Below are 25,161 nucleotides of genomic sequence, written 5' to 3'. Positions count from 1 at the left end.
AATATCACACATATAAAAAAATAAAGGGAACCATTATGGCATTACTTAAAACACCACTGGCGCTGGCCGTCAGTTTAGCCGTATTCGGTGCAAGCGCTCCTGCGCTTGCTAATGCTGATAGTAAAGCAACCGATAAGGCCGCTGTAAAAACTGAAGCTAAAAAATCGGACAAGTGGGATGTACTCAACCCACCAGGTGAAAAACAAACCATCACCATCGACACCAACGAAACCACCTGGAGTAACCTAGACGTTAGTCCTGATGGCAAAAACATTATCTTCGATATGTTAGGCGACATCTATGTGATGCCTATCTCAGGTGGTAAAGCGACAGCAGTTACCAACGACAGAGCATGGAACTTCCAACCGAAATTCTCTCCTGATGGGTCTAAAATCGCGTTCATTTCTGACCGTGAAGGTGCTGAAAACCTATGGGTTATGGATGTGAACGGCGAGAACATGCGTAAAGTTTCTGGCGAATCTCACAACCTGCTACATAACCCAGCCTGGTCACCTGATGGCCAATATATTGCGGTTAAACAAGGTCAAGTAACGGGTCGTACTATTCCGGGTGGCTCTATCCGCATGTACCACATTTCAGGTGGCAAAGGCGTAGTTGTACGAGAGCGTCTACATGGCGCTAAGTCACAAAAGAACGTTGCAGAGCCAGCTTTCTCAAAAGATGGTAAAAAGATTTACTACTCAGTTGATGCCACGGCAGGTGTACGCTGGCAATATAACAAAAACGCACTTGAGTCAGTATTTGAGATCCGCTCTTGGGATCTAGCAACCGGTGAAGAAGAGACTGTGATCCGCGGCTCAGGTGGTGCTATTCGTCCAACGCCAAGCCCAGACGGTAAATCGCTTGCATTTGTAAAGCGCATCGAGAATGGCAAAGAGATGCAAAGTGCCCTGTATATCAAAGATCTTAAGTCAGGTATCGAGACTGAAGTCTTTGCAGGTCTAGACCGTGACTTACAAGAAGCAAATGGCGCACAAGGTAATACGCCAGCATTTGCTTACACGCCAGACGGAAGAGCATTAGTGTTCTGGTCGGGCGGTGTATTCCACAAAGTAGATATTGCCAGCAAGCAAGCGCAAGTGATCCCAACCCGCGTTGTGGCTGAAAAACAAATCACACCAGCGCTGAAGTTTGCAGTAGACGTTGCACCTGACACATTTAAAGTGAAATTAGCACGTTGGTCTCAAATTTCTCCAGATGGTAAAACAGCGCTATTCCAAGCACTTGGCCATCTTTACACCAAAGACATCGCGTCAGGTAAAGTAAAGCGTGTGACTAAGCAAAACGACCACTTTGAGTTCTATCCAAGCTTCTCACGTGATGGTAAATACATTGTTTACACTAGCTGGGATGATAAAGATTTAGGTGCGGTTCGCGTTGTATCTGCAAAAGGTGGTAAAGGCAAAGTGATCACGCAAGAGCCAGGTCACTACATCAACCCGAGCTTCTCACCAAATGGTAAAAAAGTACTTTACCGCAAAGTAACCGGTGGTTACTTACTCAGTGGTGACTGGTCAATGGAACCGGGCATTTACTTAACCAGCGTTAAGGGCGGAGAAGCAAAGCGCATCATCAAACGTGGTGATAACCCACACTTTGGCGCTGACAGCGATCGCATCTTCTTCAATGTTGCAAGCAGTGAAACTAGCCGAGAACTTAAGTCAGTAGATTTAAACGGCCAGCAAGCACGTTCACACTTCAAGGGTCAGTACATCTTTGACTACCGCGTATCGCCAAACGGCAAATACGTGGCCTTCATTGAAAACTTTAATACCTTTGTTGCGCCATTCACGAGTACAGGTAAAACGCTATCAATTAACAAGGGCACTAAATCATTCCCTGTTAAGCAAGTGTCTAAGTACTCTGGTGACTTCTTAAACTGGAAAGCAGATAGCAGCGCATTGACTTGGGCGTTTGGCCCTAACCTTTATCAGCGGAAGCTGACTGATACATTTGCCTTCTTAGAAGGCGCAGCAGATGACATCAGCGAGCTAACGGCTGAAGGTATCGACTTAAGCTTTGAGAAAAAAGCGGATAAGCCAGAAGGCCTACTTGCCCTAGTTGGCGGTAAAGTCGTGACTATGCGTAATGCCGATAAAGAGCAAGAAATCATCGAAGACGGTGTGGTGCTTATTGAAGATAACCGTATTATTGCAGTAGGTACGCGCGGCGATGTGAACATTCCTAGCAAAGCTAAAGTCATGGATATCTCGGGTAAGACTGTGATACCAGGCCTTGTTGATGCACACGCACACGGCAGCTATGGTAGCCGCAACTTACAGCCTGAACAGAACTGGAACCAGTTCTCAAACGTGAGCTTTGGTGTTACAACCATCCACGACCCATCGAACGATTCAAACGAAGTGTTCTCAATGGCTGAACTACAGCGCGCAGGTCTAACCGTTGCACCACGTATTTACTCTGTAGGTCGCATTTTATACGCAGGTAATGCACCGGGTTATAAAACACCGATTAACAATCTTGAAGACGCACAGTTCCACGTTAAGCGCTTAAAAGATGCCGGTGCAATCTCTGTGAAGAGCTACAACCACCCTCGCCGTGACACGCGTCAACAAGTGTTAGAAGCAGCGAAAGAAATGGAAATCATGGTGGTGCCTGAAGGTGGCTCTAAGTTCCAGCAGAACATGAACATGATCATCGACGGTCATACAGGTCTTGAGCACGCGCTACCAATTCCAAACATCTACTCAGACGTTGTGCAAATGTGGAGCCAAACCAAAGCGGGCTTTACACCAACGTTTAACGTAGCTTACGGTGGTATTAAAGGTGAAGATTACTTCTACGATACAACCGAAGTATGGAAGAACGAACGCTTAAAGGCATTCGTACCTGAGTACATTCTAAATCCACGCTCAATTCGTCGCCCTACCGCACCTGAACACCACTATAACCACATCAATGCGGCTAAATCTGCGAAACAATTACGCGATAAAGGCGTTACGGTTCACATTGGTGCGCACGGTCAGCGTGAAGGCTTAGGCGCGCATTGGGAGTTATGGTCAATGGCACAAGGTGGCTTCACTGCATGGGAAGCGCTACGTAGTGGTACAATTGACGGTGCTAAATACTTAGCGCTAGACAATGACATAGGTACCATTGAAAAAGGCAAACTGGCTGACTTAGTGATCATCGACGGTGACGTATTAAACGATATTCGTCAGTCAGAGAAAGTCGCTTACACAGTGCTAAATGGCCGTATCTATGATGCTGCAACGATGAACGAAGTAGGTAACTACAACCGTAAACGTCAGCCATTCTTCTTCGAAAACGGCAGCAAAGCACCTATGCACTCAGCAACCGAGGCGTATATGGAAGAAAAAGCACACAGATATCACTGGAAGCATTAATTTTTGCTGTTTTGTGTCATAAGTTATGAAAAAGGCCGCATTAATTGCGGCCTTTTTTACTATCATTAAAAAATCACCTAAATTAGCAACAATTCTGGACGATAACTGTAGACGCAATTAATAATTGTTCTAAACTTTGCATCTGTACCTAAACACTTAAAATTAATACTTTTCGATTTAGGTCGTCGTTCGTGCTCTCATCTCGTGCAAGATGAAACTATTAAAAAAGGAATGCGCTATGACTAGCCCATTGAAGTACTTCAGCTCGTTAAACCTGAGCAGAAAACTCATCGCCGCGTTTTTAAGTGTGGCATTAGTGCCTATTGTTGTGATTATCTCGATCGCACTATTTAAAGCTTCTAATGCACTCGAGCAACAAGCTTATTCACAACTTGCAGCGGTTGGTGAAATTAAGAAAAGTGCAGTCTCGCGACATTTCGAAAGTGTCAAAGATAACTTATATACACTTGCAATTAGTCAAAAGACCGCTAATGCTGCCAATGCATTCATAGCCAGCTTTAATGAATTAAGTGGTTTAGATAGCAAGCCTCAAAGCTTAACCAATTATTACCAACAAGACTTTCGCAACAAATTTAATACAGAAAATCCGAATGCTTCAGTGCCAAGCTATATATTAGATGGTTTGAGCCCTAGAGCACTGGAGTTACAAGCTCGTTATATTGCTGATAACCCGCATCCGCTAGGCGAAAAATCAACGTTAGTGTCAACGGGTCATAATGATGCGTACGACCTGGCACACCAAGAATTTCATACCTTTTTTGCTGAAGTCGCCAACGTTTACGACTTCTACGATATTTTCATCATCGACAATCAGAGCGGCTATGTTGTTTACTCTGTTTTTAAAGAACTAGATTTTGCGACTTCTTTAAACAGTGGCCCTTACGCAAATAGTAATCTCGCCGCAGTATTTAATGAAGCCAAAGATTTATTCAGTCAAACTGATTTTGCCTTTGTCGATTATCAAAAATATTTACCTTCGTATAATGCACCTGCCAGCTTTATTGCTGCGCCGATTATTTATGATGGAATGCCGCAAGCTACTTTAGTATTTCAACTATCAATAGATGCACTGAATAACATTATGACTGAACGCGAAGGCTTAGGTGAAACAGGAGAAACGTACCTGGTTGGTCCTGACAAACTCATGCGTTCGGACTCATTTCTAGATCCAGTAAATCACTCTGTTGTTAACTCGTTTAAATATCCAACTAAAGGAAGTGTAGATACTGAAGCCTTTAAATTAGCTATGTCTGGTCAAGAAGGTGAAAAAATTATTACTGACTATAATGGCCAGCCAGTGCTATCTGCTTATCGCAATATTAATGTTCTAGGTAATAACTGGGCGCTACTTGCAGAAATTGATGAGAGCGAAGCGTTTTCTGCTGTCGCTACCCTTCGCAATGTATTATTGGCTATTCTTGCCGCTGCTATCGCTTTTATCATTGCAATCGCAGTATTTTTCGCGCGCTCACTAACACAACCTGTACATGATTTAATGGCAACCATGCGCCGCGTTGAAAAAGAAGGTGACTTCTCACTTCGTGCACCCGTTTCTTCTAAAGATGAAATTGGTCGCTGTGCTGTGGCGTTTAATTCATTGTTGGAAGCACTACAAACTTCAATTAGCGCATCAAACCGCGTGCTTAACGAAATGGCTGACGGTAAATTCCATGACCGTATAAAGGTTGAATGTAAAGGTGAACTAAACACCCTTAAGCAAGCAACCAATAACTGTGCAAATAGTTTAGACGTGGCGATCGGTGAGATTAACCATGTCATCAGCGCTATGTCTCAAGGTCAATTCGATAAGCAATTGCAAGCGCCTATGTCAGGGGATCTTGCGCACCTTAAAGACAACATTAATTGTTCTTTAAACTCACTCGATAGCACCATGAATGCCATTGTTGAAACCATGGCCAATGTCGCGAAAGGCAATTTCACTGACACTATTCAAGTTGAAGCGCAGGGTAAGCTAAACGAGCTAAAAGTAAGCGTGAATGATTCTGTAAAAAGCATCAATGGTGCCGTTGCCGAGATTAATATGGTGATGGGTGCAATTCGTCAGGGTGATTTCTCCAAGCGTGTTAACTTACCACTTCAAGGTCAACTAGAAGCACTAAAAGACGATATCAATTTCAGTGTTGCCAACCTAGCTGAAATCATTAGTGATATCAGCAATGTCATGGCAGCTGTGAATAAAGGTGATTTCAAACACATCGTTGAATGTAATGCCGAAGGTGAGCTAGGTCAGCTCAAGCAAGACATTAATGCCTCGATTAACAGCCTAGATAAAGCCATGGATGAAATTTCTGCGGTGATGATGGCAATTAGCCATGGCCGCTTTGACCATACCATTGAATCACCCATGACAGGGCAACTAAATACTCTTAAACAAGACATCAATCGCTCAGTATTAACCTTAGACCAAGTTATCCAAGAGCTAGCAAATGTCATGGCAGCCATGTCTCAAGGTGACTTCACTAAGAAAATTGAATCTGACTTACAAGGCCAACTACTACAACTAAAACAAGATATTAATGGCTCAACCGATACGATTTCGGATGCCATCAATGAAGTTACGCAAGTGTTAAGCGCAGTCTCTCAAGGTAATCTAACACAAACCATCAATAGTGATTACCAAGGGGTATTCTTAACCCTTAAAAATGATGTAAACAGCACTATTTCAAAGTTGACCGAAGTGATCCAAGGTATTCAGATTGCTGCTAACCAAGTCTCACAAAGTGCCGGTGAAATCGCCAATAGTAATACTGAGATCAGCTCAAGAACCGAAGAGCAAGCTGCAAACCTTGAAGAAGCAAGTGCCAGTACGAGTAACATGCTAGATGAAATTGGCCAAGTCGCCGACCAATCAGGTGTTGCAGTACAACTAGCAGAAAGTGCCGAAGCCATAGCAAAAGAAGGTGGCACATTATCACACGATACGGTATTAGCCATTGACGAAGTCAATACAGCGAGCAAAGACATCAATGAAATCGTATCTGTTATCGACGGCATTGCTTTCCAAACCAACTTGCTTGCTCTGAACGCAGCGGTTGAGGCAGCCAGAGCCGGTGATAATGGTCGTGGATTTGCGGTTGTCGCCAATGAAGTTCGCGAACTAGCTGGTCGTAGCGCATCTTCGGCTCGACAGATCAAAGACATCATTGCCAACTCGAATGACAAAGTTGAACAAGGCACAGAGCTGGCAAACAGCTCAGGCCAAAAGCTTGAACAAATTGTTGGTGCAGTTGCACAAGTAAATCACTCGATTGTGAAAATAAACCAATCGACAATGACTCAGCAGCAGGCCATTCGTGAAGTCGATACGGTTGTTCAGCGTCTAAGCCATCTTATCCAAGAAAACTCGGCCATTACTGAAGAAACCATGGCTGCTGCGAAGCAAATGGCAGACCAAGCGCATAATATGCGTCGCTCATTGGAGTATTTCAATTTAGGTGAAAGCGATTATGCAGAACCCACTCTACTGGAGCATCACTACAACCGATAGCCCCCTGCAATAAACACAAAAACGGCCCATTAGGGCCGTTTTCTTTTATACAAACTCAGTTAATACTTTTCATTTAGCAGAGTTTGTAGCTCATCAATTTGCTCAGGCGTTAACTGCGCTTCTTTTAGTAATGAAGTGATCAACTTAAATTCATGGTCGCCTTCACCGTCTGTACCAATCGAAAACTTAAATACTTTAGCTGCTTTAATTGGCCTAACAGGTTGAGCTGGGTCGACTGGCATAGGCGGCTCTGGAGGCAAGTGAAGTTTAAAATCTTCTCCACCATGTATAAACACCATGTGTTTGCTTTTTCCGTCTTCGCTAACGGTTTGCACCACTTTATCGGAGAAGAGAAACACGCCATCATCACCTTTTGTACTAATTTGTGACAGCACCTCCTCTACTTTTTCTCTGGTTTCATCCGGTAAGTCAGCCAGCTTTTCAACTAACACATCACTCGCCAGATCTTCCTTATCAAGCTTAATAACTCTCACATCGCTGTTGTGCCCTTCACTCACCATGACTTTTACATCATCACTAATTTGTTTAACTTTAATCACATGGTGTGCTTCTTTATCAGCTGCATAACTGCTGGCTGCGACAACAAGGCCCGCTGCAGCCAGTGCTTTAACTACTTTTTTATACTTAATGGTTGAAAACATGGTCTTCTCCTTATGGTGCGATTTATACACGCTAAAATAAAATGTCGACCTGTATATAGAAAAAGCCATGCCAAATAGCTTTATATATATATTTCATGGGGTTAAAAATAATTTACTACTAGCTAGGTAATAAATATCCTGATATCGGGATATGAAAGGGCTGATATCAGGAATATTCAGTAGGTGAAACCTAATAGATATAAAAGACATTAATTAGTTAGCATAATTTCAAAGACTTACAAACCACTTGCGATTTAGCACTTTGGAATGCATCTTGTAATAAGGGTTTTAGAGACAGTTTAAAAATCTAATTGGGAGAAAGCGTGACGATTAAGCGTTATTTTATTCTGGGCATTTTGGCGATATTTCTTTTACTCGCAGTAAGCCAAACTTTGCTGGTCTTGCATTTCAAATCACAAGTCAGTGCTGATATTACTGAGCAATCAAAAGTGATCACTAAGCAACTAATTGGTAAAGCGCGAGAAGATATCAATCAAATCATTCACAAATTAGATAGTGATATCCCTAAAGTCGTGATTTTGTCTGACAAAGTGACCATTTCAAACACCTTAGAGCGACCACCTGAACCACCACAACCTCAGGATAATTCAAAAGTACCTGAGCCAAGCAAACCACCAATACCAACACAGCCTGTAAAACCCGTTGTTACCATTAAAGCAGAATCACTCAAAGATGAAGTTAACTCTGTATTCTTTCATTTTGAAGATGACAAAAGCATCAGGAAGATTATCAGTACTGAACATAACAGCCATACCCAGAGTCATAGCGTCGAACGCTTCACTTCGCTCATCCTGTGGAGTATTGCACTTTCGACACTCATTGCCGTTGGTTTAATGCTGTACTTTGTTCATCGCCTCACCCAGCCAATTACTGCACTCAAGCAAGGCTTTAAGGATTTATCAGACGGTAATCTTGGTACTCAACTGCCTGCACAGGGCGTGGGTGAAATTGCAACTTGCATTGACAGTTTTAATGCCACCAGCAACAAGCTCGATCAACTCAATCAAGTTGAAAAACAGCTACAACAACAAAAACAATTGGCGGAACTCGGCGAGTTAAGTCGCGCTATTGCCCACTCTTTGAGAAACCCATTACACACTTTGGGCCTCACACTTGAGCAGTTTTGGCAAAGCCAAGACAACCAACTCAAGCACAGTTTAAAAACCATTGCCGATAATAAAATTACCCACTTAAATAAGAGTATCAGCGCTTTATTGCAGCTTAGTAACCAGCAATCTTCTAGAACACACACAGTCCCAATCGCGGCCGTATTGCAAGATATTCAGCTCGAAATAGGTAAACTCAATTTTGAACTTGATATTAAGGTGCAGCAAGATTTGTTCATACAAGGGGCTGAATCTGAGATCCGCGCTATGTTACACACCCTGCTAGTCAATGCCATTGAAGCGCAACAAGCAAATCAAAACACCCAATCTATTAAGGTAAATGCCTATTCAGAGCAAAACACGTTATTTGTGGAAGTTGAAGATCAAGGTGGTGGTTTTGAAACACATGTTCTCACTCAGCTATTTGAGCCTCATGTGAGCAGCAAAGCAGATGGCGCGGGCATGGGCTTATATTTAGCCAAACGCTTAGCTGAACTTTACTATGCAGGTGATATTCAAGTACAAAACACACAAAATGGCGCACGTGTCACCTTACAATTAGCGCAGTCATCGCTTGAAGAAGGAGCAGTCCATGACTAAACCGCAGCCAATCTTGTTGGTTGAAGACGACCAAGCGCAAAATACCCTGATCAGCGCGATGTTAAGTGCTGCGAGCTATCAAGTTTATAGCGCTTTTAGTGTTGAAGATGCCATAGTCACTCTTAAAAAACACGCAGATATCGAACTCATCTTTACCGATTGGAAGCTAGGCAACCTGTCAGGCATGGACTTGATCAAATACGCGCGGGCACAACAAAAGCACATAGGCATTGTGGTCGCCACCGCTTATGGTTCAATTGAACATGCCGTTGAAGCCATCGAGCTCGGTGCAGATGACTACTTAAGTAAACCGTTTCAGCGTCAAGAATTATTACTGGCACTGGCCAAAGCTAATAAAGCCAATCAGTTACGCCTTGCCAACCAGCAGCTCAGCTCACAAATAAGCGAGCAAAACCAGTTGGTCGATATCATTGGTCATGCTCCGTGTATGCAAAAAGTCTTTCAGCGTATAGAGCGAGTCAGTGCTACCAGCGCAACGGTTTTAATCAGCGGTGAAAGCGGCACAGGTAAGGAGCTTGCTGCCCGTGCACTTCATCAGCTTTCTAACCGCAGCAAGCAAGCATTTATCGCCATTAACTGTGGAGCTATTCCAGAAAACTTGGCCGAGTCAGAGCTATTTGGCGCGCTCAAAGGCGCCTACACAGGCGCCATGCAAAACAAACTCGGTAAATTCGCCGCAGCCAACAAGGGCACGATATTTTTAGACGAAGTGGCAGAGCTGAGCCTCAATGTACAAACCAAACTGCTGCGCTTGTTACAAGAGGGTGTGGTAACGCCAGTAGGCGATACCAAAGAGCACAATATTGATGTCCGAGTACTTGCAGCTAGTCATAAAAACCTGCAACAGATGGTACAAGATGGCTTATTCAGAGAAGACCTATACTATCGACTAAATGTGGTGCCGTTACATATGCCACCACTGCGTGAGCGCCAAGAAGATATTCCGCGTTTAATCGAACACTTCTTAAAACGCTTTAGCCAACAATACGGTATTGAAGCCCCCCAGCTAAGCAGCAAACTGCTAAAACACCTCCTCAACTTTAACTGGCCCGGTAATGTTCGCCAGCTCTCCAATACCTTAGAGCAGTTTGTACTTCTACAGGATGAAGCTGAGCTTAAAGAAAACCTCACTAATACGGCAAACAGCACGCAAACCGACGCACTGTTTAATTTACCAAGTGAGGGCTTAAATTGGGATGAATTTGAGAAAGATTGCTTACAACAAGCACTAAACCGCGAAGGCGGCAATAAAACCCAAGCTGCCAAACTATTGGGGATTAGCTACAAACAGTTTTTATATCGCCTTGAAAAGCATAACTTTTAATCCGGTACGGCCAACTCAACAATGTCACTGTTTCGGGCATGCTTGTGGGACCAAATAAACTGCGCATCTTTTATGTCTTGCAACCATGCTCCTGCGCCAAGTGACTGTATTTTTTGTGGCTCACCCTGCTGCCCCGATAAATAAAATAGCGCCATATGCTTATCGGATATGGCCATTCCTTGCTGGTAGGCCCTAAGTCCATTCACTTTTACATCTGCAAGTGGGCGAGAGAGAGCTCCGTTTTCAATCTTATTGAGTCGATTATCTCGGTCTACAAACCACAAGTTATTTTGCGTATCTAATTGCACGTCGTTAAATAAACCGGCGTGAATTGGTGTGACTTTTAAGGTATCTAAATTGACAGTGGCCACAACTTCTTGATAATCATGTTGATACTCTATTAGTACATGATTACTAGGTAAGGCTTGGTATAAATATTTCACCTTCATCGGTAGGTTAAGAACCTCAAGTGTTCCAGTTAAAGATAATGTCGCAAGCTGATCATTCATCACAAAAATCAAACGTTCGCCCGTCTCTAACCACTCAAGACCTCTGAGCTGCTTTGCAGACTCAAATTGGCTCAACTGCTTAGGCGCAGCCATGCTATCGCTGCTCACCCAAATTTGTAATGCTTCGGTGCGATTTGAGACAAACGCAATGGCGTCAGAGTTTGGCGCAAAGCGAAAATAAGTTTCAACGCCTTTAGAAGAAAACAGCGGTGTTTGCTCGTCATCCGTTAAGCTTTGCAAAGTACCATCTTGTTTTGTGAGACCTCGCGTGGCGGCAATGGCATCACTTGAAATTGAAAAATCAGAGAGGTTGTTAGGTAAACTCATACGCTTGAGCATTGCCCCTTGCTCTGTGATTGCAAATAATTGACCGTTATTCTCCAGCAATAATTGCGCGTCGCTTGCCTCATAACTCAGCTTACTTCTAGAGAACACCGACAGCGCATCGTTAAAGTCAAGCGGCTGCGTTTGCAATACTTCCCCTAATTCGTTCACCGTATATAAAGTTAGTTGGGCACTGCCCTGATGGCTGAGTATAGCGAGTTTATTTGAATCCAACGACGTAAACGACAACACATCCCCCTGTGCAAAGAAATTGTGTTTTTGTCCGGTCAGTAAATCAATTTTTGTAAGCTGTCTATGGGTTTGATCTGTACGCTCTATAAATAGAGCCGACTGTTCATTAAACCACGCAACTTGGCTAATGCGTTTATGCTCACAGCTACCGATTGACTGGGTGTTGCTCAACTGCATTGCCCCATCTAATGTGAGCAACTCAAGCTGCCAGCACTGCTCATGTGTTGGTGCAATACACGGGTTGCTTTGCGCCACTAAAATACGATTACTGTCTTTAGACCATGCAACATCATTGATACGTTTTTGCAGCTGGGTAAGCGGTGTTTCTTGCTTGTTCTCGACATTTTGCAACCAGACTGTGCTTTCACAAAAGTCACTATAACGCTGAAATAGCAGGTGTTGGCCATTTGGGGCATATCTAGGCTGACCAGTATGCGCATCACTGGCTGTCATCACTGAGGTAATATGTGCGCGCTTGGGCTTCGAATTGTCTGTACGCACATGCAGTTGGTCAATCATTATCATCACCAAGGCAAACATTACTGTGCATGCAATTACAGCGATAAACCAAGCTTTTAGTTTGCTTTTTCGCGGCTTAGTTTGAGTAGCTTGATTGGGACTAACACTCGGTTGTAATACCTCAGGTTGCCTATTTTTATCAGTAGCAGCAACCTCTTCAAGTGCAGTCACAGGCGCCACCAAGGCATAACCTCGTCTCGGATATGTTTTAATAACGCGTTGTGCTTGGCTTGAATCTCCTAAGCCTTTACGTAGCTGCGCTATGCAGCGCTGTAAGGTATTGGGAGACACAACCGTATCAGGCCACACTTCATTCATTAGTTCATCGATGCTAACCAACTCACCTTGCTTTTGGAGTAAGCAACGCAGCACTTGCATCACCTTGTGCTGTTGCTTATGTACTTCTCCTGCCCTGACTAAGGTTTGCTCAGTAAAATCGACTTCACACTCTAATATTTGATAACGCGTATTCATGGTTATGTACTGCTGCCTTGCTGCTATGAATTGGAAAATAGCTGATTTACAGCAGATTAACCAGTCCCTGCTCAGACAAAAATCAGTGATAAATCAGCTTTTCACCCAGCCTTTTAGCGTGCTTCGTTTACTGTTGAGCCCATCATTCGAAGGAGCAAAGCGTCATGTTAAAACCCATATTAATCTTATTTAGCCTGCTAACTGCACTTAGCGGTTATGCCAACACATCGCACGATTACCAGATTCAATCTTTAGCACTCGCTAAAGTACAAAGCATCTCGGTGCATCTTCCCGATAATTACAACAATAAAAAATCTTATCCTGTGGTTTATGTGCTTAATACCCATGGCTTTTACGTGGGTGATTTTAAGGGGGATTTTTTACACCGCATTCGCCAACTTGAAGGCTATCAAGAGATCCCCGCAACGATTGTAGTGTTTATCAATAACCCCGCTTGGTACTCAACCTTATTCAACCAAACTGAGGCGCTGTCACAATTTATCTCAGCAGAACTCACCCGGTTCGTTCAAAACAAATACCTCACCGAGCAAAGCCATCTTTTTGCACACTCCTATGGCGCTGCTTACCTGCTCAATCAAAGTCCACTTTTACAACAGTACTTTACCCATTTGCATGCACTCTCTGTGGTCTTTCCAAATGTGGAGTATGTGCAGCAAACCGCCACTCAAATTTCACAACTTGATGACAACCAAGGGTTCGTTACTTTACTACAAGAAGTCGGGCATCAAAGTGATACGCAACTACTCAATAAAGTCACACAAAATACCGCCGCTTTCAATCAGCGCCATATTGCTAACCAAAATCACCAATCGGTTGTGCCCATCGCCATCGCAGAGGCATTGCGAAGCGCTTACCCCGACTACGCAGTCACAGATTATTTAAATCAGTTTGATCTCAATAAAGCCCAACTGACTGAGCGATACATTGCCATTCGAAAAAAGTATCAGCAAACAAGTAACGAGCAAGACCTACAAAGCTTTTACAGTGCCATGGCACAAAACAAAATGGAGTCAGCGCAGTTAGAGCTCGCTTTTTCATTGTGGCAAGACGCCTCACCACGCTTTAGACATTACTTTATTAACCGCTGGGCCGAGCGATATTTAGCACAAAATAAACCCGAACTTGCGCGCACTACTTGGCAGCAATTAACCAAGCTTTACCCGCATTCTTTGTTTGCATGGCACAAGCTTGCTGTATTTGCAAAACAACAAGCAAACTCTGCAGAACATAAGCATGCGCTACAAGCATTAAAGCAAGCTGCCAGCACATTTTCAGAGCCTGATCAGCAACTGATGTTAGCTTTTACCACCAAGCATCACCAAGATTACCCCAAACTAAGTATCGCGATATTAAAGCGTATAACCGAACAAACCCCATCCAATAAAACAGCTTGGCAACAGTTAAGTGACTTGTATAAGCAACAGGGTAACACCTCACTCAGTGAACAAGCTCAATCACATCTCAAGGCACTTTAATTTTACTAAGGACATACTATGAAAATATTTGACCTCTTAAAATCACTCATCATGGCCGTTTTCATCGGCACAATGCATCATGCACAAGCGCGCATCACTTCTGAGCAGCCAATACATATTGCAAACACCATACAGTTTGACTCTAAAATACTGAATAAAGAGATCAGCATGAATCTCTATCTGCCGCAAATGCATGAACACCACAGTGATGACTTTCGCTACCCAATCATTTTCTTTAATGGTTCTCACGGTCATCAGTTTTTTCATATGACAACAGGGTTAGTTAAGCACTTAAGCAGTGTAAATCGCATGCCAGACAGCATTGTAGTAAGTTTAAACCAAGGCGGAGACTTTCCGGCTTTTGATACACAAGCCATGTGGCCTGTCGACGTGGTACGCAAAGGCAAAGGTGATCCAGAGCAATACCTAGATTTCCTTTCGCAAGAGCTCATTCCCTATTTGCAAACACACTATCGCGGTGCCAAACATACTAGCCTCGTCAGTGTTTCTGCCAATGCCGTATTTGGACTATATGCGCTTACTCGCCGAGATGATGTGTTTAATGACTATATCTTTCATGCTACGGCTGACATGATTGGCATGCGATTAGACTTACCCAATGCCAAAACATTAATCGATGAAGTTGCAGAAGCGGTCGCTACACGCGGCAAAGAAAAAGGCATTGTGGTATTCGGTGAAGCCGATGACGACCTGATCTCTGATAAACGCTACGATGATAATTTAAATAAACTTAAACACACCGTTGTTTTTAAAGCGCAGCAAAACCACGCGCTCTATATCCATGCATACAAAAACGAGCGCCACTATGACGCATTAATAAAAACACTCCTCAGTAGTTTTGAAACCCTATACCCAGAAGCCTTGTGGGCCCCAAAATATAGGTCGCTTGTCACTCAACCAGGCAATGCGCTTGAGAACATAGAGCAGTACTATCAAGATCTAAGTAAAAGCTACTCTTTTCCAGTGCTGCCAACCCCTGAACGTTGGAACAGCGTAAACAGCTTACGCAGTATTGGCCGATATCTGTTACGCGAAGAGCGAACAGACGAAGCCGAACAAGTGATTTCGCGCTTACTTGAGTACATGCCTCAGCATATGGGCGCACACTTAATTTTGTCTGATATTTACTTAGCACAAAACAAACCAACACAGCGCAAAAAAATTCTCGAAAAAGGACTGCAGATCGCAACAAAAAGACAACACCCCTCTATTGCGCAGTTCAAAGAAGCATTGAAGCTTTAAAAGAAAAAATGCGCTGTTAAAGCGCATTTTTGTTTTCATTCACCAAATTTAATGCCTCGACATAACGGTATAACCATAACCACATTTGTACTTGTAAGTTTGCCTGCGGGTCTTCACTACTCGGAATACTATTCGTTGTGTAAGCAATGCTAGCACCAAACTCAGGGAAGCTTAAAACATAGGCATTGGCAGCATTGGCTGTAGTTCCACCATGATGCACCCCTTTGATTATCTGCTGCGGCTTACCGGGTATATACTGGCTCACATCCATGTCATGAATACGCCAGCCTAGCCCATAATTTTGCGGGTTAGCTTTACCATCAGGCAAAGTCACTGGTGTTGTTAATAGCGCTCTTGTGGCATCTGATAAATAGTCATCTTGTGTCATATACCAAGCCATATTCACCAAGTCGCTGGCGGTAGATTGATAGCCTCCACCGCCAAATAAAAAGCTGCGGTCACGCTTTGCAGTGTCTCTTTGACGAGCTTTATTGTCAGGCTCATTAAATTTTACTGGCGCATAATAAACGGCTTCTTCTCCACTATTTGCTAAACTTGAATCAAACAAGGTATGTTGCATCTTTAATGGCGCAAACACTTCTTGGCGCATGAGTTGTAAGTAAGGGGTATTTGCCGCTTTAGCCAGTACATCTGACAATAAAATGTAGCCACTTGAGCTATATTGAAAGTCACTTCCGGCTTTAAAAGCCAGAGGCTCATCCGCAAACACATCAAACGCCTGCTGTGGCAACCAATGATCACGGACAGACTCAAACTCTCGCTCTACTCTTGCTTTGTTATAGTGCACAATACCAGCTGTGTGTGACGCCAGTTGGTAACTCGTCAGCGCCTGCCAGTCGTTTTGATACGAGCCATATTGCTCGATAGGCGCATGCAGCGCTAGCTTATTTTGTTCAACTAAACGCGCCATGGCTAAGCTGGTCATTGATTTTGCAATACTGCCGACAGAGTATGGCGTTTGAATAGTCGCTGCTCTGCCTGATTCAATATCAGCCAGACCCACAGCTTGATTAAATACTGTTTGCCCTTCAATGCTGACAGCTATCACCAAAGAAGGCAGGTTAAATGATTGCTGCCACGTATTTAGCGCTTCGTTAAGCTCTGCGTTGACCGTTTTAAACTGGCTTGTGTGCACACTGGCGTGCTCGCCTTCACTCTTAGCTAAAGTGAAAAAAGATGTACTACTTAATACGATTGCAGCTGCGGTAAGTTGTGTTGTTTTGGTCATATTGGTCACTCCTATGTGGCTATGGCATCAGTTTAGGGGGTGACTCAACCTTTGTGTGCAAAACATGTCGAGCGGCTGTATAGCTGGGCGAGCGGCAAGCGCCAAAAACATAACCACTCAACCAGAAATCACACCTTTTAAATGTATGGTGACCCTAACCTCTTTTTTACTAACAAAGCGAATTAGATTGGCGTACTATTTTTATTCTCTTATTCAGTTTGATTAAACCAATGAAAATAATTAAAAGGTCCGGGTTTTCATTTTTCTTATTACAAGCAATTGGCTGGGCCCCAGTGTTGCTTGTTATGACTGTCATGTTTGGTGATACACCCTTGATTAGTAAATATTCGGTGACCTTTGGGCTCAGTGTGACCACTTTAGGCATACTTATGAGCTGTCTATTGAGACTGGCTTATCAATGGATAATGTTAAAAACAAAATCTGTATTTCTCTGGGTGGGTTGCCTTTTTTTGCTCAGTTTTGCCGGTGCATTCTCTGCAACTCAATTACATATGCTGACATGGCAAGGTATAGATAGACTCATTGGAGGCGTTTCAGTGCTTTACACCAGCCAGCCCAGTGTCAGTATTACCCTTGTACTGTTTGTTATTTTACTTATGTGGAGCTGTTTATATTGGGCCATTAGTCGCCAATCAACCATGTATATGCTCGAACAACAAAACCAGGTAATGGCATTGAAAAACAAAGAAGCACAGTTTAACGCTTTACTCGATCAACTTAGCCCACATTTTATGTTTAACGCCATCAATAACATTCGTGCCATGGTACTGATAGACAATAATAAAGCTCGCGATATGTTAATGGCATTTGCTGATTTAATGCGTTATCAGCTCACGGATCAAAACGCAGGTATCGTCACACTTGAGCAAGAGCTAGAGTTTGTTGAAGACTTTGTAGCACTGCACCAACTGCAATTAGGTCGTCGCCTAACTTTTAAAAAAGACATCGACCCGCGCTACCTAACTCAATCAATACCAAAAATGGCATTGCAATTGTTGGTTGAAAACGCCATAAAACATGCGTTTGGTAAACAAGCAGTCTCGGGTGAACTCCATCTTTCTGTCGCTGCGCTCAATAGCAAGCAATGGCATATTTCTTTGACGCATCCAGGCAAGATATTGAGTCAAGATGAGCAAAGTACGGGTTTGGGAATCGAAAACTTAAAAGCCAGACTCGCCATGTTCAGCGCACAACAAATTACATTTACTCTGCAAACAGCTGATGACAAAGTGCAAGCAACGTTGTGCTTTGGCACACAAGAATAATGAGGACAAGCCATGCCGAAAATTAATACCGTAATCGTTGAAGATTCAGATCTTGCTCGATTTGAACTTAAGGCATTACTGGGCGAGTTTGATGACATCAATGTACTTGGAGAAGCCACCGACATTGAGGAAGCTAAAGCACTCATTGAACACCTCAACCCTGACTTGGTATTTATGGATATCGACCTGCCTGGCGGCACTGCGTTCGATATTTTATCGGCCCTCAGCGTCGTGCCCAAACTGATTTTTACCACGGCATTTGACCAGTTCGCACTCCAAGCTTTTGAACACAATACGGTTGATTACTTACTGAAACCAATCAAGCACACCCGTTTACAAAAAGCGCTCGCAAAACTCAACATTACTCAGCACAGTGAAGGTCATAAAGAAGCCTCCCACTTAACCAAACCGCTAGATATGGCCCAGTCATTTTTTGTTAAAGACGCTGAAAAATGCCACCTTATTCAGGTAAAAGACGTCAGCTATATCGAAGCCTTGGGCAATTATAGCCGTATTCATTATGATGGTAAGGTAGTGACGCATAGCGCGTCTCTATCGAGTATCGAGAATAAGCTTGATGGTAATTACTTCTTTAAGATCAGCCGTAGTTGTATTGTACAACTGAGCTGTATTACTCATATTGAGCCGTGGGTATCAGGCGGTTATCAAATCACTCTTAACGACGGCGCTGTGCTCGAAGTCTCTCGACGACAAGCCGCTAAGTTCAAGCAGCAGCTTTTACTTTAAGCATAAACTTATGGCGCAAAAATAAGGTATAAGTAAATAACTACTCTTTTTCTTAAAGTCGCTTTAGGTTTTTAAAATGGATTCAGTCACGCAAATTTTACTCGGCAGTGCCGTGGGCTACGCCACTTTAGGCAATAAACTCGGCCGAAAGTCGCTACTTGTTGGTGCTGCATTTGGCACTCTACCCGACTTAGATGTGTTGATAAACTTCGGCGGTGATGTTGAAAACTTTGTTTATCACCGCAGTTTTAGTCACTCCTTAATTATTCAATTGCTGTTGAGTCCACTCATAGCGTGGCTCATTGCGAAAATGCACTGGACAAAATCTGTGTCGCTGACACGCTGGTCTGTTGCGATATTTTTAATCATGGGCACCCATGCGCTGCTCGATACCTTTACCGTATATGGCACGCAATTACTCTGGCCTCTGAGCAATTATCCGTTTGGTATTTCCAGTGTGTTTATCATCGACCCCATGTATAGCCTACCCTTGCTACTTGCGTTTATTGCTCTGTGTTTTACTCGCTTGCAACCCTATGCAACCAAAATTAACACCGCCGCATTGGTTTTAAGTTCGCTATACCTCACTTGGAGCCTTGCAGCCAAATGGCATATCGATAATAAAATTCAGCATGCGCTTACTAACAAGATGATCGCCTTTAAACAGTTCGAAAGCACCCCCTCACCTTTTAATACTTTGCTATGGCGCGCCGTAGCAACCACTGAGCAAGGCCATTACGAAATATATGCATCAATCTTTGATTCTGTTGATGAGGTGGATATCCGCTTTTACAAAACCGAAAATCATGTGCTCAACCTTTTAGATGATGACCAACGTATTGCCTTACTGCAAAATTTTACCAAAGGCCTATACGGGGTTTACCAACAAGAGCAAAGCTACGTTTTTAGTGATTTAAGAATGGGTTTAGAAGGTTTTTATGTGTTTTCTTTCGAGATAGCCAAACCGTTTGAGAACAACATCGAACTCAGCGATTTCAGACAGCTACAAAATCGTCCTCCACTTAATCGAGCAAGCCTAGTGTTCGATAGGAACACCAATCCAAATATCGATTTATCACAAATTAAAACTGAGTAAAAAAATATAAAACAATAAAAAATTATCGAAAAACGATAACTTTTTATTGTTTTTAAGATTTGACACGTTTATGCTTTACCTGTAACAGTGACTTATTAAGGATAAAACATGAACGCATTCAAAAAGTATATGGCCCGAGAGCGGAAGCAATTAAAAAGCTCAATCTTCCTAGTAGCAATTTGGAGTTTTCTCGGCCTGCTCTCAATTGTTTTTTTGATCACTGGTCTAGAGCCACAAGATAACCTATATGTTGAAGTCAGAAATGCACTTCAGCTAGGTGCAGATGGGTTAGTAGCACTTGGACTGCTACTAGTGTTTTCTAGATTACTCAAAAGTTATGAGCAGGGTCAGCAAGTATTTAATGCTATCAGCTTACAAACCAACTTACTCATCGCCAGAGTTATCTTACTCTATGCACTTATCGCTAAGCCTTTACTGAGCATCATACTTGAAATGATTTATTTCGATGTAGCAATCAGCTTAATGGATTACGTTGCTAATGTTGAGATCGTACTCGCCACCGCCGGATACATACTGCATGTATTTTGTGCCAACATTAAGGTCGCCAAAGATCTCGAAGAAGAACAAGAGTTAACGATTTAATTATGGCTATCATCATCAATTTAGACGTTATGCTCGCAAAACGGAAAATGAAATCCAGTGAGTTAGCTGAGCAAATAGGCATTACGCCACAAAACCTCAGTGTGCTGAAAAGTGGTAAAGCCAAAGCGATTCGCTTTAGTACCCTAGACGCAATTTGTGATGCACTGGACTGTCAGCCTGGTGATTTGATTGAATTTCAAAAGGACAATAACGATGAAAATTAATACTGAATTTAACTATCAAGATAATATCATTGCCATTGAAGCAAACATGTTTGGCAAAGAGGTTATTTATCTGAATGGCGAAAAGGTATCAGAGCAAAGAAACATCTCATCAAAAGGCACTCACTGCATTGAGGCTAACAAAGAGCAATTGCAAATCAAACTCACGGTTGTGTCTCAACTAAAAGGTAACCTCGTTATAGAGCTCAGTAATTCACAGGGTCTAATTGAGTCTAAAACCATCGACCTCTATTACGAATATGGTCAACAAAACCGAGAAGCTGGCGTTAAATTCACACTAGAAGAATATAACTGGAAAGATGAAATTGAGTTTCCTTCGCAATTGATGTTTTATACGCTCTTTATTGCCCCGGTTATCCTTTGCCAAATTCTTGAAAAGTCACCCATAGAGGCAACTTGGCCAGATCAGGTGACATTTTACGGTTGTATCGGTCTGGCAGTTGTCGCCTGCACAGAGATTGTCTATCGGATCTTAAAACAATTTAAAATATTAAGCTCACAACAGAAAAACATCTGATTTAAACTAAAAATGACAAGAAAACGATATGGATGATACTGACTCAGTGCCATCCATTATTGAGTGTATTAGACACACCTTGTTACTTTAGACTAACGATGATTGATACAACTTTAGTGTTTTCTCAACGGCACCTTGCAAGGTTAAGTTTGCAGAAATATCTTGCTGTAAAAGCTCTACTTGTTGTTGATAATACGCTGGGTTGTCTAGATATTTGGAAATTTGCTGGATCAAGCCTTGGGGCGTAGGTGCTGGAAAAGTGGTGGGCTCAAAGTTATTTGCCATCAAAGCCGAAAAGTTTTTCGTGGTGATTGGCTCACCAAGATTATGAACATTGACAGGCAATACAGCCGTATTATTACATAATGCGTCCATCGCGGAACGAGCGCAGGCTAGTGCAAGACCAGCTTGCTGGTATTCTAAACCAAGCTCAGATGTATACCCTCTAAAGTCAATTACCTGCTTGCCTAATGAAGAGTTAGTTTGCTCTATTAGTTCTTTTAATTCTGACGAAAACTTTCCTTCACCGAAAACCAGTAACTTTACGTCATTATTTAGTTGATATAACTCTGGCAAGACATCGTTGATCAACATAGTCAAAACCGCAAAGTGTCGTTTATCGATACGACTTCCATACATTAAGGTAAAAGGTTCTTTATTTTTGCTAAGAGGGTAAGGACGTACACCATTTAAAATAAGCGACGAATTTTGATGTAGCTTTGGATATTTCTTAGTTTGCTCATAGGTATTGCTGCGCACACAAATTAATTGCTGAACCCAACGACGTATCATAAATGAACGAATATCATATTTGAGCTGACCATGTATCGTTGCAACATTCGGCGTGCCTGTTAGCTTTGACGCCATAACTGCGAGTGAAATACCTAATCTTTGATGACCGTGAACGATGTCAATTTGCTGCTCTTTGATTATCTTTTTAATAAAAAATAAGTTTTTCAGATAATTAATATCATTCACTTTTAGCGCATGATGTTTCACCTGAGGTACCAAATGCTCAGTTTGCCCCCCCGCGTTTGATATCAGAACAACATGATGTCCAGACTCTGCTAGCTGATTTGCGAGATCACATACATGAACCTCTGCACCACCCATATGGAAGTTTTTAGTAATCAGCAATATGTTTAGTTTTTTCATGGTAGACAGAGCTTCCTCACGTTGATGACATCTGGGCTATAAGCCATGTTACTTTTGCAAAATAATGAAATTAGGTCTCAAAGCTAAACACAATACACTCATCGATATTGTGTTTTTATTTTAGAGCCAAACAATCAAATAAAATGAGTATATCTCACCTTATTAAATCAAGAAAACCAATGTGCTCTTTCTGATCAGTTTAAACTCAAAGCTTTAAATTAATGAGGCATAAAGCATTTCAAGCTACATTCACAAAAACCGATTGAACCAATCAAAACAATCCATTTTATTTAAAAAACCAAACCCACTATCTTAGTTACCAAGCAAAGGGGCACAGCAACAGGATGCCCCAAATTATGTAAATACAAACTAAGAGAGTAAACATTATGACTACTTCATTGATCAACACACAAATCAAACCATTCAATGCAACGGCTTACCACAATGGCGACTTCGTTGAAGTAAGTGAAAAAGACCTGCTAGGTAAATGGTCAATCGTATTCTTCTACCCAGCTGACTTCACATTTGTATGTCCGACTGAGCTAGGTGACCTTGCTGACCATTACGCAAAACTTCAAGATATGGGCGTTGAAGTTTACTCAGTATCAACTGACACACACTTCACACACAAAGCATGGCACGATGCGTCAGACACAATTAAGAAAATCCAATTCCCAATGATTGGTGACCCAACAGGCCGCATTACACGCAACTTCGGTGTAATGATTGAAGAAGAAGGTTTAGCACTTCGCGGTACTTTTGTAATCAACCCTGAAGGCGAAATCAAAGTAGTTGAAACACACGACCTAGGCATCGGCCGCGCTGCAAACGAATTAGTTCGTAAAGTACAAGCAGCTCAGTACATTGCAAACCACGACGGTGAAGTATGTCCTGCTTCTTGGCAGCCAGGTGAAGAGACATTAGCACCTTCACTAGACTTGGTTGGCAAAATCTAACTATCCGTCATCTTTCACGCTGCGCAAGTATTGGCTGCGTGCAGGATGAAATCTCTAGGATATTAATTTAGTTAATTAAAGGCTGTTACAGCAGCAGCCTTTTATTCAACCCTTTACTCTAAGCATGTTAAAAGCCGACGAGTAAGAAATAGGACAATCACCATGCTAGACCAAAATATTAAAACGCAATTACAAAGCCACTTTGCTGCCATTACCGATCCTATCGAGCTAGTGCTTGCCCTAGATGACAGCAACAAATCAAACGAATTAAAAAGCTTAGCAAACGATTTAAGTTCATTAAGTACGCACATCACAGTGTCTGAACAAAGTAATGCGACCCGTGCACCGAACATGTCTGTGCGCTCACTTAAGCGTAACACACATATCGATTTTGCTGGCATTCCGATGGGTCATGAGTTTACCTCATTGGTATTGGCACTGTTACAAACAGGTGGACACCCAAGCAAAGCCTCTGAAGAAGAGCTGAGCATCATTGATGGCATTACTGAGCCATTAAACTTTGAAATCTATATATCTCTGAGCTGCCAAACTTGTCCGCAAGTGGTACAAGCACTCAATACTATGGCGGCCAGAAACAGCAATATCAAAGCAACCATGATCGACGGTGCACTGTTCCAAGATGAAGTGAACGCACGCAACATTATGGCTGTACCGAGTGTATTCTTAAACGGTGAGCAATTCTCACAAGGCGCGGTATCGCTGAGCGATATTCTCAATAAACTAGACACAGGCGCAGCGGCCAAACAAGCCGAGAAACTCAACGAAAAAGACCCATTTGACGTACTGGTTGTAGGTGGTGGCCCTGCGGGTGCATCGGCAGCCATTTATGCCGCACGAAAAGGTTTAAATACCGGTGTTGTTGCCGAGCGCTTTGGTGGTCAAGTTGCCGATACCCTCGCCATTGAGAACTTTATTTCAGTCAAAGCCACTGAAGGGCCAAAGCTGGTTGCACAACTTGAAGAACACGTTAAAGAATACGATGTCGATATTATGAAAGGCCAACGCGCTGCGGGTATTTCTCGCGGTGACTTCATCGAAGTGCCACTTGAATCAGGTGCGACGTTAAAAGCGAAGTCAGTGATCATGGCAACCGGTGCACGCTGGAGAAACATGAATGTACCTGGCGAGCAAGAATACAAAGGCAAAGGCGTCGCTTACTGCCCACACTGTGACGGCCCATTATTTAAAGGCAAGCCAGTTGCGGTAATCGGCGGCGGTAACTCAGGTATAGAAGCGGCAATTGACCTTGCAAACATTACCTCGCACGTCACTGTATTAGAGTTTGCCGACACATTACGTGCCGACGAGGTGCTTATTCGTAAAGCCGACAGCTTGCCGAATATCACCATCATTAAGAATGCACAAACCACCGAAGTGCTAGGCGATGGTCAACGTGTAACTGGGTTAAGCTACACCGACCGAGTATCGGGTGAGCAGCACCAAATAGATTTAGCCGGTATTTTTGTACAGATAGGTTTAATTCCGAACAGTGAATTCTTAAAAGAGAGCGACGTACAACTGAGTCGCTTTGGTGAAATTGAAGTCGATAAACACGGCGCCACTAGCATGAGCGGTGTGTATGCTGCGGGCGATGTGACTGACACGGCATTCAAACAAATAATTATCGCCATGGGCTCAGGGGCAACCGCCAGCTTAGGGGCTTTTGATTACCTCATTCGCCACAGCGATGAAACACAAACCGAAGCAAGCGCAGCCTAAGAAACTAAATAGCAGCACAAAAGCAACGATTTACTCCTAATACTTGCTATTACACCCAGCAAGTCAAAGCGGCTTTTAACC

18 protein-coding genes are annotated in these 25,161 nt (G+C 42.8%); 14 read left to right on the top strand and 4 right to left on the bottom strand.

Translation table 11 applies throughout. The features are described 5' to 3' along the window. The first annotated feature begins 35 nt into the window (after positions 1–35). Both ABMY35_RS04465 and ABMY35_RS04460 read left to right on the top strand, forming a co-directional pair. Positions 36–3,389 carry an amidohydrolase family protein gene (locus ABMY35_RS04465; RefSeq protein ID WP_349285194.1) on the top strand — a complete coding sequence of 1,118 codons (3,354 nt, stop codon included), beginning with the start codon at positions 36–38 and terminating at the stop codon, positions 3,387–3,389. Positions 3,390–3,627: 238 nt separating this feature from the next. Further along, entirely contained in the window at positions 3,628–6,918 is a 3,291-nt protein-coding gene (locus tag ABMY35_RS04460) for a methyl-accepting chemotaxis protein (RefSeq protein WP_349285193.1), read from the top strand. A gap of 59 nt (positions 6,919–6,977) precedes the next feature. Here the strand turns inward: ABMY35_RS04460 and ABMY35_RS04455 are convergent, their stop codons facing one another. Next, positions 6,978–7,580: a hypothetical protein gene (locus ABMY35_RS04455; RefSeq protein WP_349285192.1), complete on the bottom strand. Its 603-nt coding sequence runs from the start codon at positions 7,578–7,580 to the stop codon at positions 6,978–6,980. Between the two features lie 323 nt (positions 7,581–7,903). Here ABMY35_RS04455 and ABMY35_RS04450 point away from each other — a divergent pair, with 323 nt between their 5' ends. Together ABMY35_RS04450 and ABMY35_RS04445 are read left to right on the top strand one after the other, a co-directional pair. Beyond that, complete coding sequence (locus ABMY35_RS04450; protein ID WP_349285191.1) at positions 7,904–9,307, top strand: HAMP domain-containing sensor histidine kinase; 1,404 nt, start codon at positions 7,904–7,906, stop codon at positions 9,305–9,307. Further along, complete coding sequence (locus ABMY35_RS04445) at positions 9,300–10,652, top strand: sigma-54 dependent transcriptional regulator (protein WP_349285190.1); 1,353 nt, start codon at positions 9,300–9,302, stop codon at positions 10,650–10,652. The genes ABMY35_RS04450 and ABMY35_RS04445 overlap by 8 nt, the downstream gene beginning before the upstream one ends. On the opposite strand, the gene ABMY35_RS04440 is transcribed toward ABMY35_RS04445, so the two are convergent. Then, complete coding sequence (locus ABMY35_RS04440) at positions 10,649–12,730, bottom strand: winged helix-turn-helix domain-containing protein (RefSeq protein WP_349285189.1); 2,082 nt, start codon at positions 12,728–12,730, stop codon at positions 10,649–10,651. The two genes, ABMY35_RS04445 and ABMY35_RS04440, sit on opposite strands and share 4 nt — an antisense overlap. Before the next feature lie 164 nt (positions 12,731–12,894). Between ABMY35_RS04440 and ABMY35_RS04435 the strand changes: the two genes are divergently transcribed. Both ABMY35_RS04435 and ABMY35_RS04430 read left to right on the top strand, forming a co-directional pair. Next, positions 12,895–14,226 carry a hypothetical protein gene (locus ABMY35_RS04435; RefSeq protein WP_349285188.1) on the top strand — a complete coding sequence of 444 codons (1,332 nt, stop codon included), beginning with the start codon at positions 12,895–12,897 and terminating at the stop codon, positions 14,224–14,226. Between the two features lie 18 nt (positions 14,227–14,244). Then, entirely contained in the window at positions 14,245–15,489 is a 1,245-nt protein-coding gene (locus tag ABMY35_RS04430) for an alpha/beta hydrolase-fold protein (protein ID WP_349285187.1), read from the top strand. Between the two features lie 16 nt (positions 15,490–15,505). On the opposite strand, the gene ABMY35_RS04425 is transcribed toward ABMY35_RS04430, so the two are convergent. After that, entirely contained in the window at positions 15,506–16,738 is a 1,233-nt protein-coding gene (locus tag ABMY35_RS04425; protein ID WP_349285186.1) for a serine hydrolase domain-containing protein, read from the bottom strand. 389 nt (positions 16,739–17,127) lie between these two features. Between ABMY35_RS04425 and ABMY35_RS04420 the strand changes: the two genes are divergently transcribed. From ABMY35_RS04420 to ABMY35_RS04395, 6 genes are all read left to right on the top strand, one after another. Continuing rightward, a complete protein-coding gene (locus ABMY35_RS04420; RefSeq protein WP_349285185.1) occupies positions 17,128–18,024 on the top strand; it encodes a histidine kinase in 897 nt (298 codons plus the stop codon). Between the two features lie 12 nt (positions 18,025–18,036). Further along, positions 18,037–18,771: a LytTR family DNA-binding domain-containing protein gene (locus tag ABMY35_RS04415; protein WP_349285184.1), complete on the top strand. Its 735-nt coding sequence runs from the start codon at positions 18,037–18,039 to the stop codon at positions 18,769–18,771. Between the two features lie 76 nt (positions 18,772–18,847). Continuing rightward, positions 18,848–19,867 (top strand): metal-dependent hydrolase, encoded by a 1,020-nt coding sequence (locus tag ABMY35_RS04410; protein ID WP_349285183.1) that lies wholly within the window; start codon positions 18,848–18,850, stop codon positions 19,865–19,867. A gap of 108 nt (positions 19,868–19,975) precedes the next feature. After that, positions 19,976–20,470, top strand: a complete 495-nt coding sequence (locus tag ABMY35_RS04405) for a hypothetical protein (RefSeq protein ID WP_349285182.1) — start codon at positions 19,976–19,978, stop codon at positions 20,468–20,470. A gap of 2 nt (positions 20,471–20,472) precedes the next feature. Continuing rightward, positions 20,473–20,694: a helix-turn-helix transcriptional regulator gene (locus ABMY35_RS04400; protein WP_349285181.1), complete on the top strand. Its 222-nt coding sequence runs from the start codon at positions 20,473–20,475 to the stop codon at positions 20,692–20,694. After that, positions 20,684–21,229, top strand: a complete 546-nt coding sequence (locus ABMY35_RS04395) for a hypothetical protein (RefSeq protein ID WP_349285180.1) — start codon at positions 20,684–20,686, stop codon at positions 21,227–21,229. The genes ABMY35_RS04400 and ABMY35_RS04395 overlap by 11 nt, the downstream gene beginning before the upstream one ends. 87 nt (positions 21,230–21,316) lie before the next feature. Here the strand turns inward: ABMY35_RS04395 and ABMY35_RS04390 are convergent, their stop codons facing one another. Next, positions 21,317–22,384, bottom strand: coding sequence for a glycosyltransferase family 4 protein (locus ABMY35_RS04390; protein WP_349285179.1), 1,068 nt, complete (start codon positions 22,382–22,384; stop codon positions 21,317–21,319). Between the two features lie 386 nt (positions 22,385–22,770). Between ABMY35_RS04390 and ahpC the strand changes: the two genes are divergently transcribed. Both ahpC and ahpF read left to right on the top strand, forming a co-directional pair. Then, positions 22,771–23,340: an alkyl hydroperoxide reductase subunit C gene (ahpC, locus tag ABMY35_RS04385; RefSeq protein WP_138480053.1), complete on the top strand. Its 570-nt coding sequence runs from the start codon at positions 22,771–22,773 to the stop codon at positions 23,338–23,340. Positions 23,341–23,502: 162 nt separating this feature from the next. Next, on the top strand, positions 23,503–25,080 hold the full coding sequence (gene ahpF, locus ABMY35_RS04380) for an alkyl hydroperoxide reductase subunit F (protein ID WP_349285178.1): 1,578 nt from the start codon (positions 23,503–23,505) through the stop codon (positions 25,078–25,080). Positions 25,081–25,161 lie beyond the last annotated feature (81 nt).

Origin of the sequence: Pseudoalteromonas sp. BZB3 (assembly GCF_040104455.1) — a bacterium.
Taxonomy (GTDB): domain Bacteria; phylum Pseudomonadota; class Gammaproteobacteria; order Enterobacterales; family Alteromonadaceae; genus Pseudoalteromonas.
This window is presented reverse-complemented; position numbering and strand designations above follow the sequence as displayed.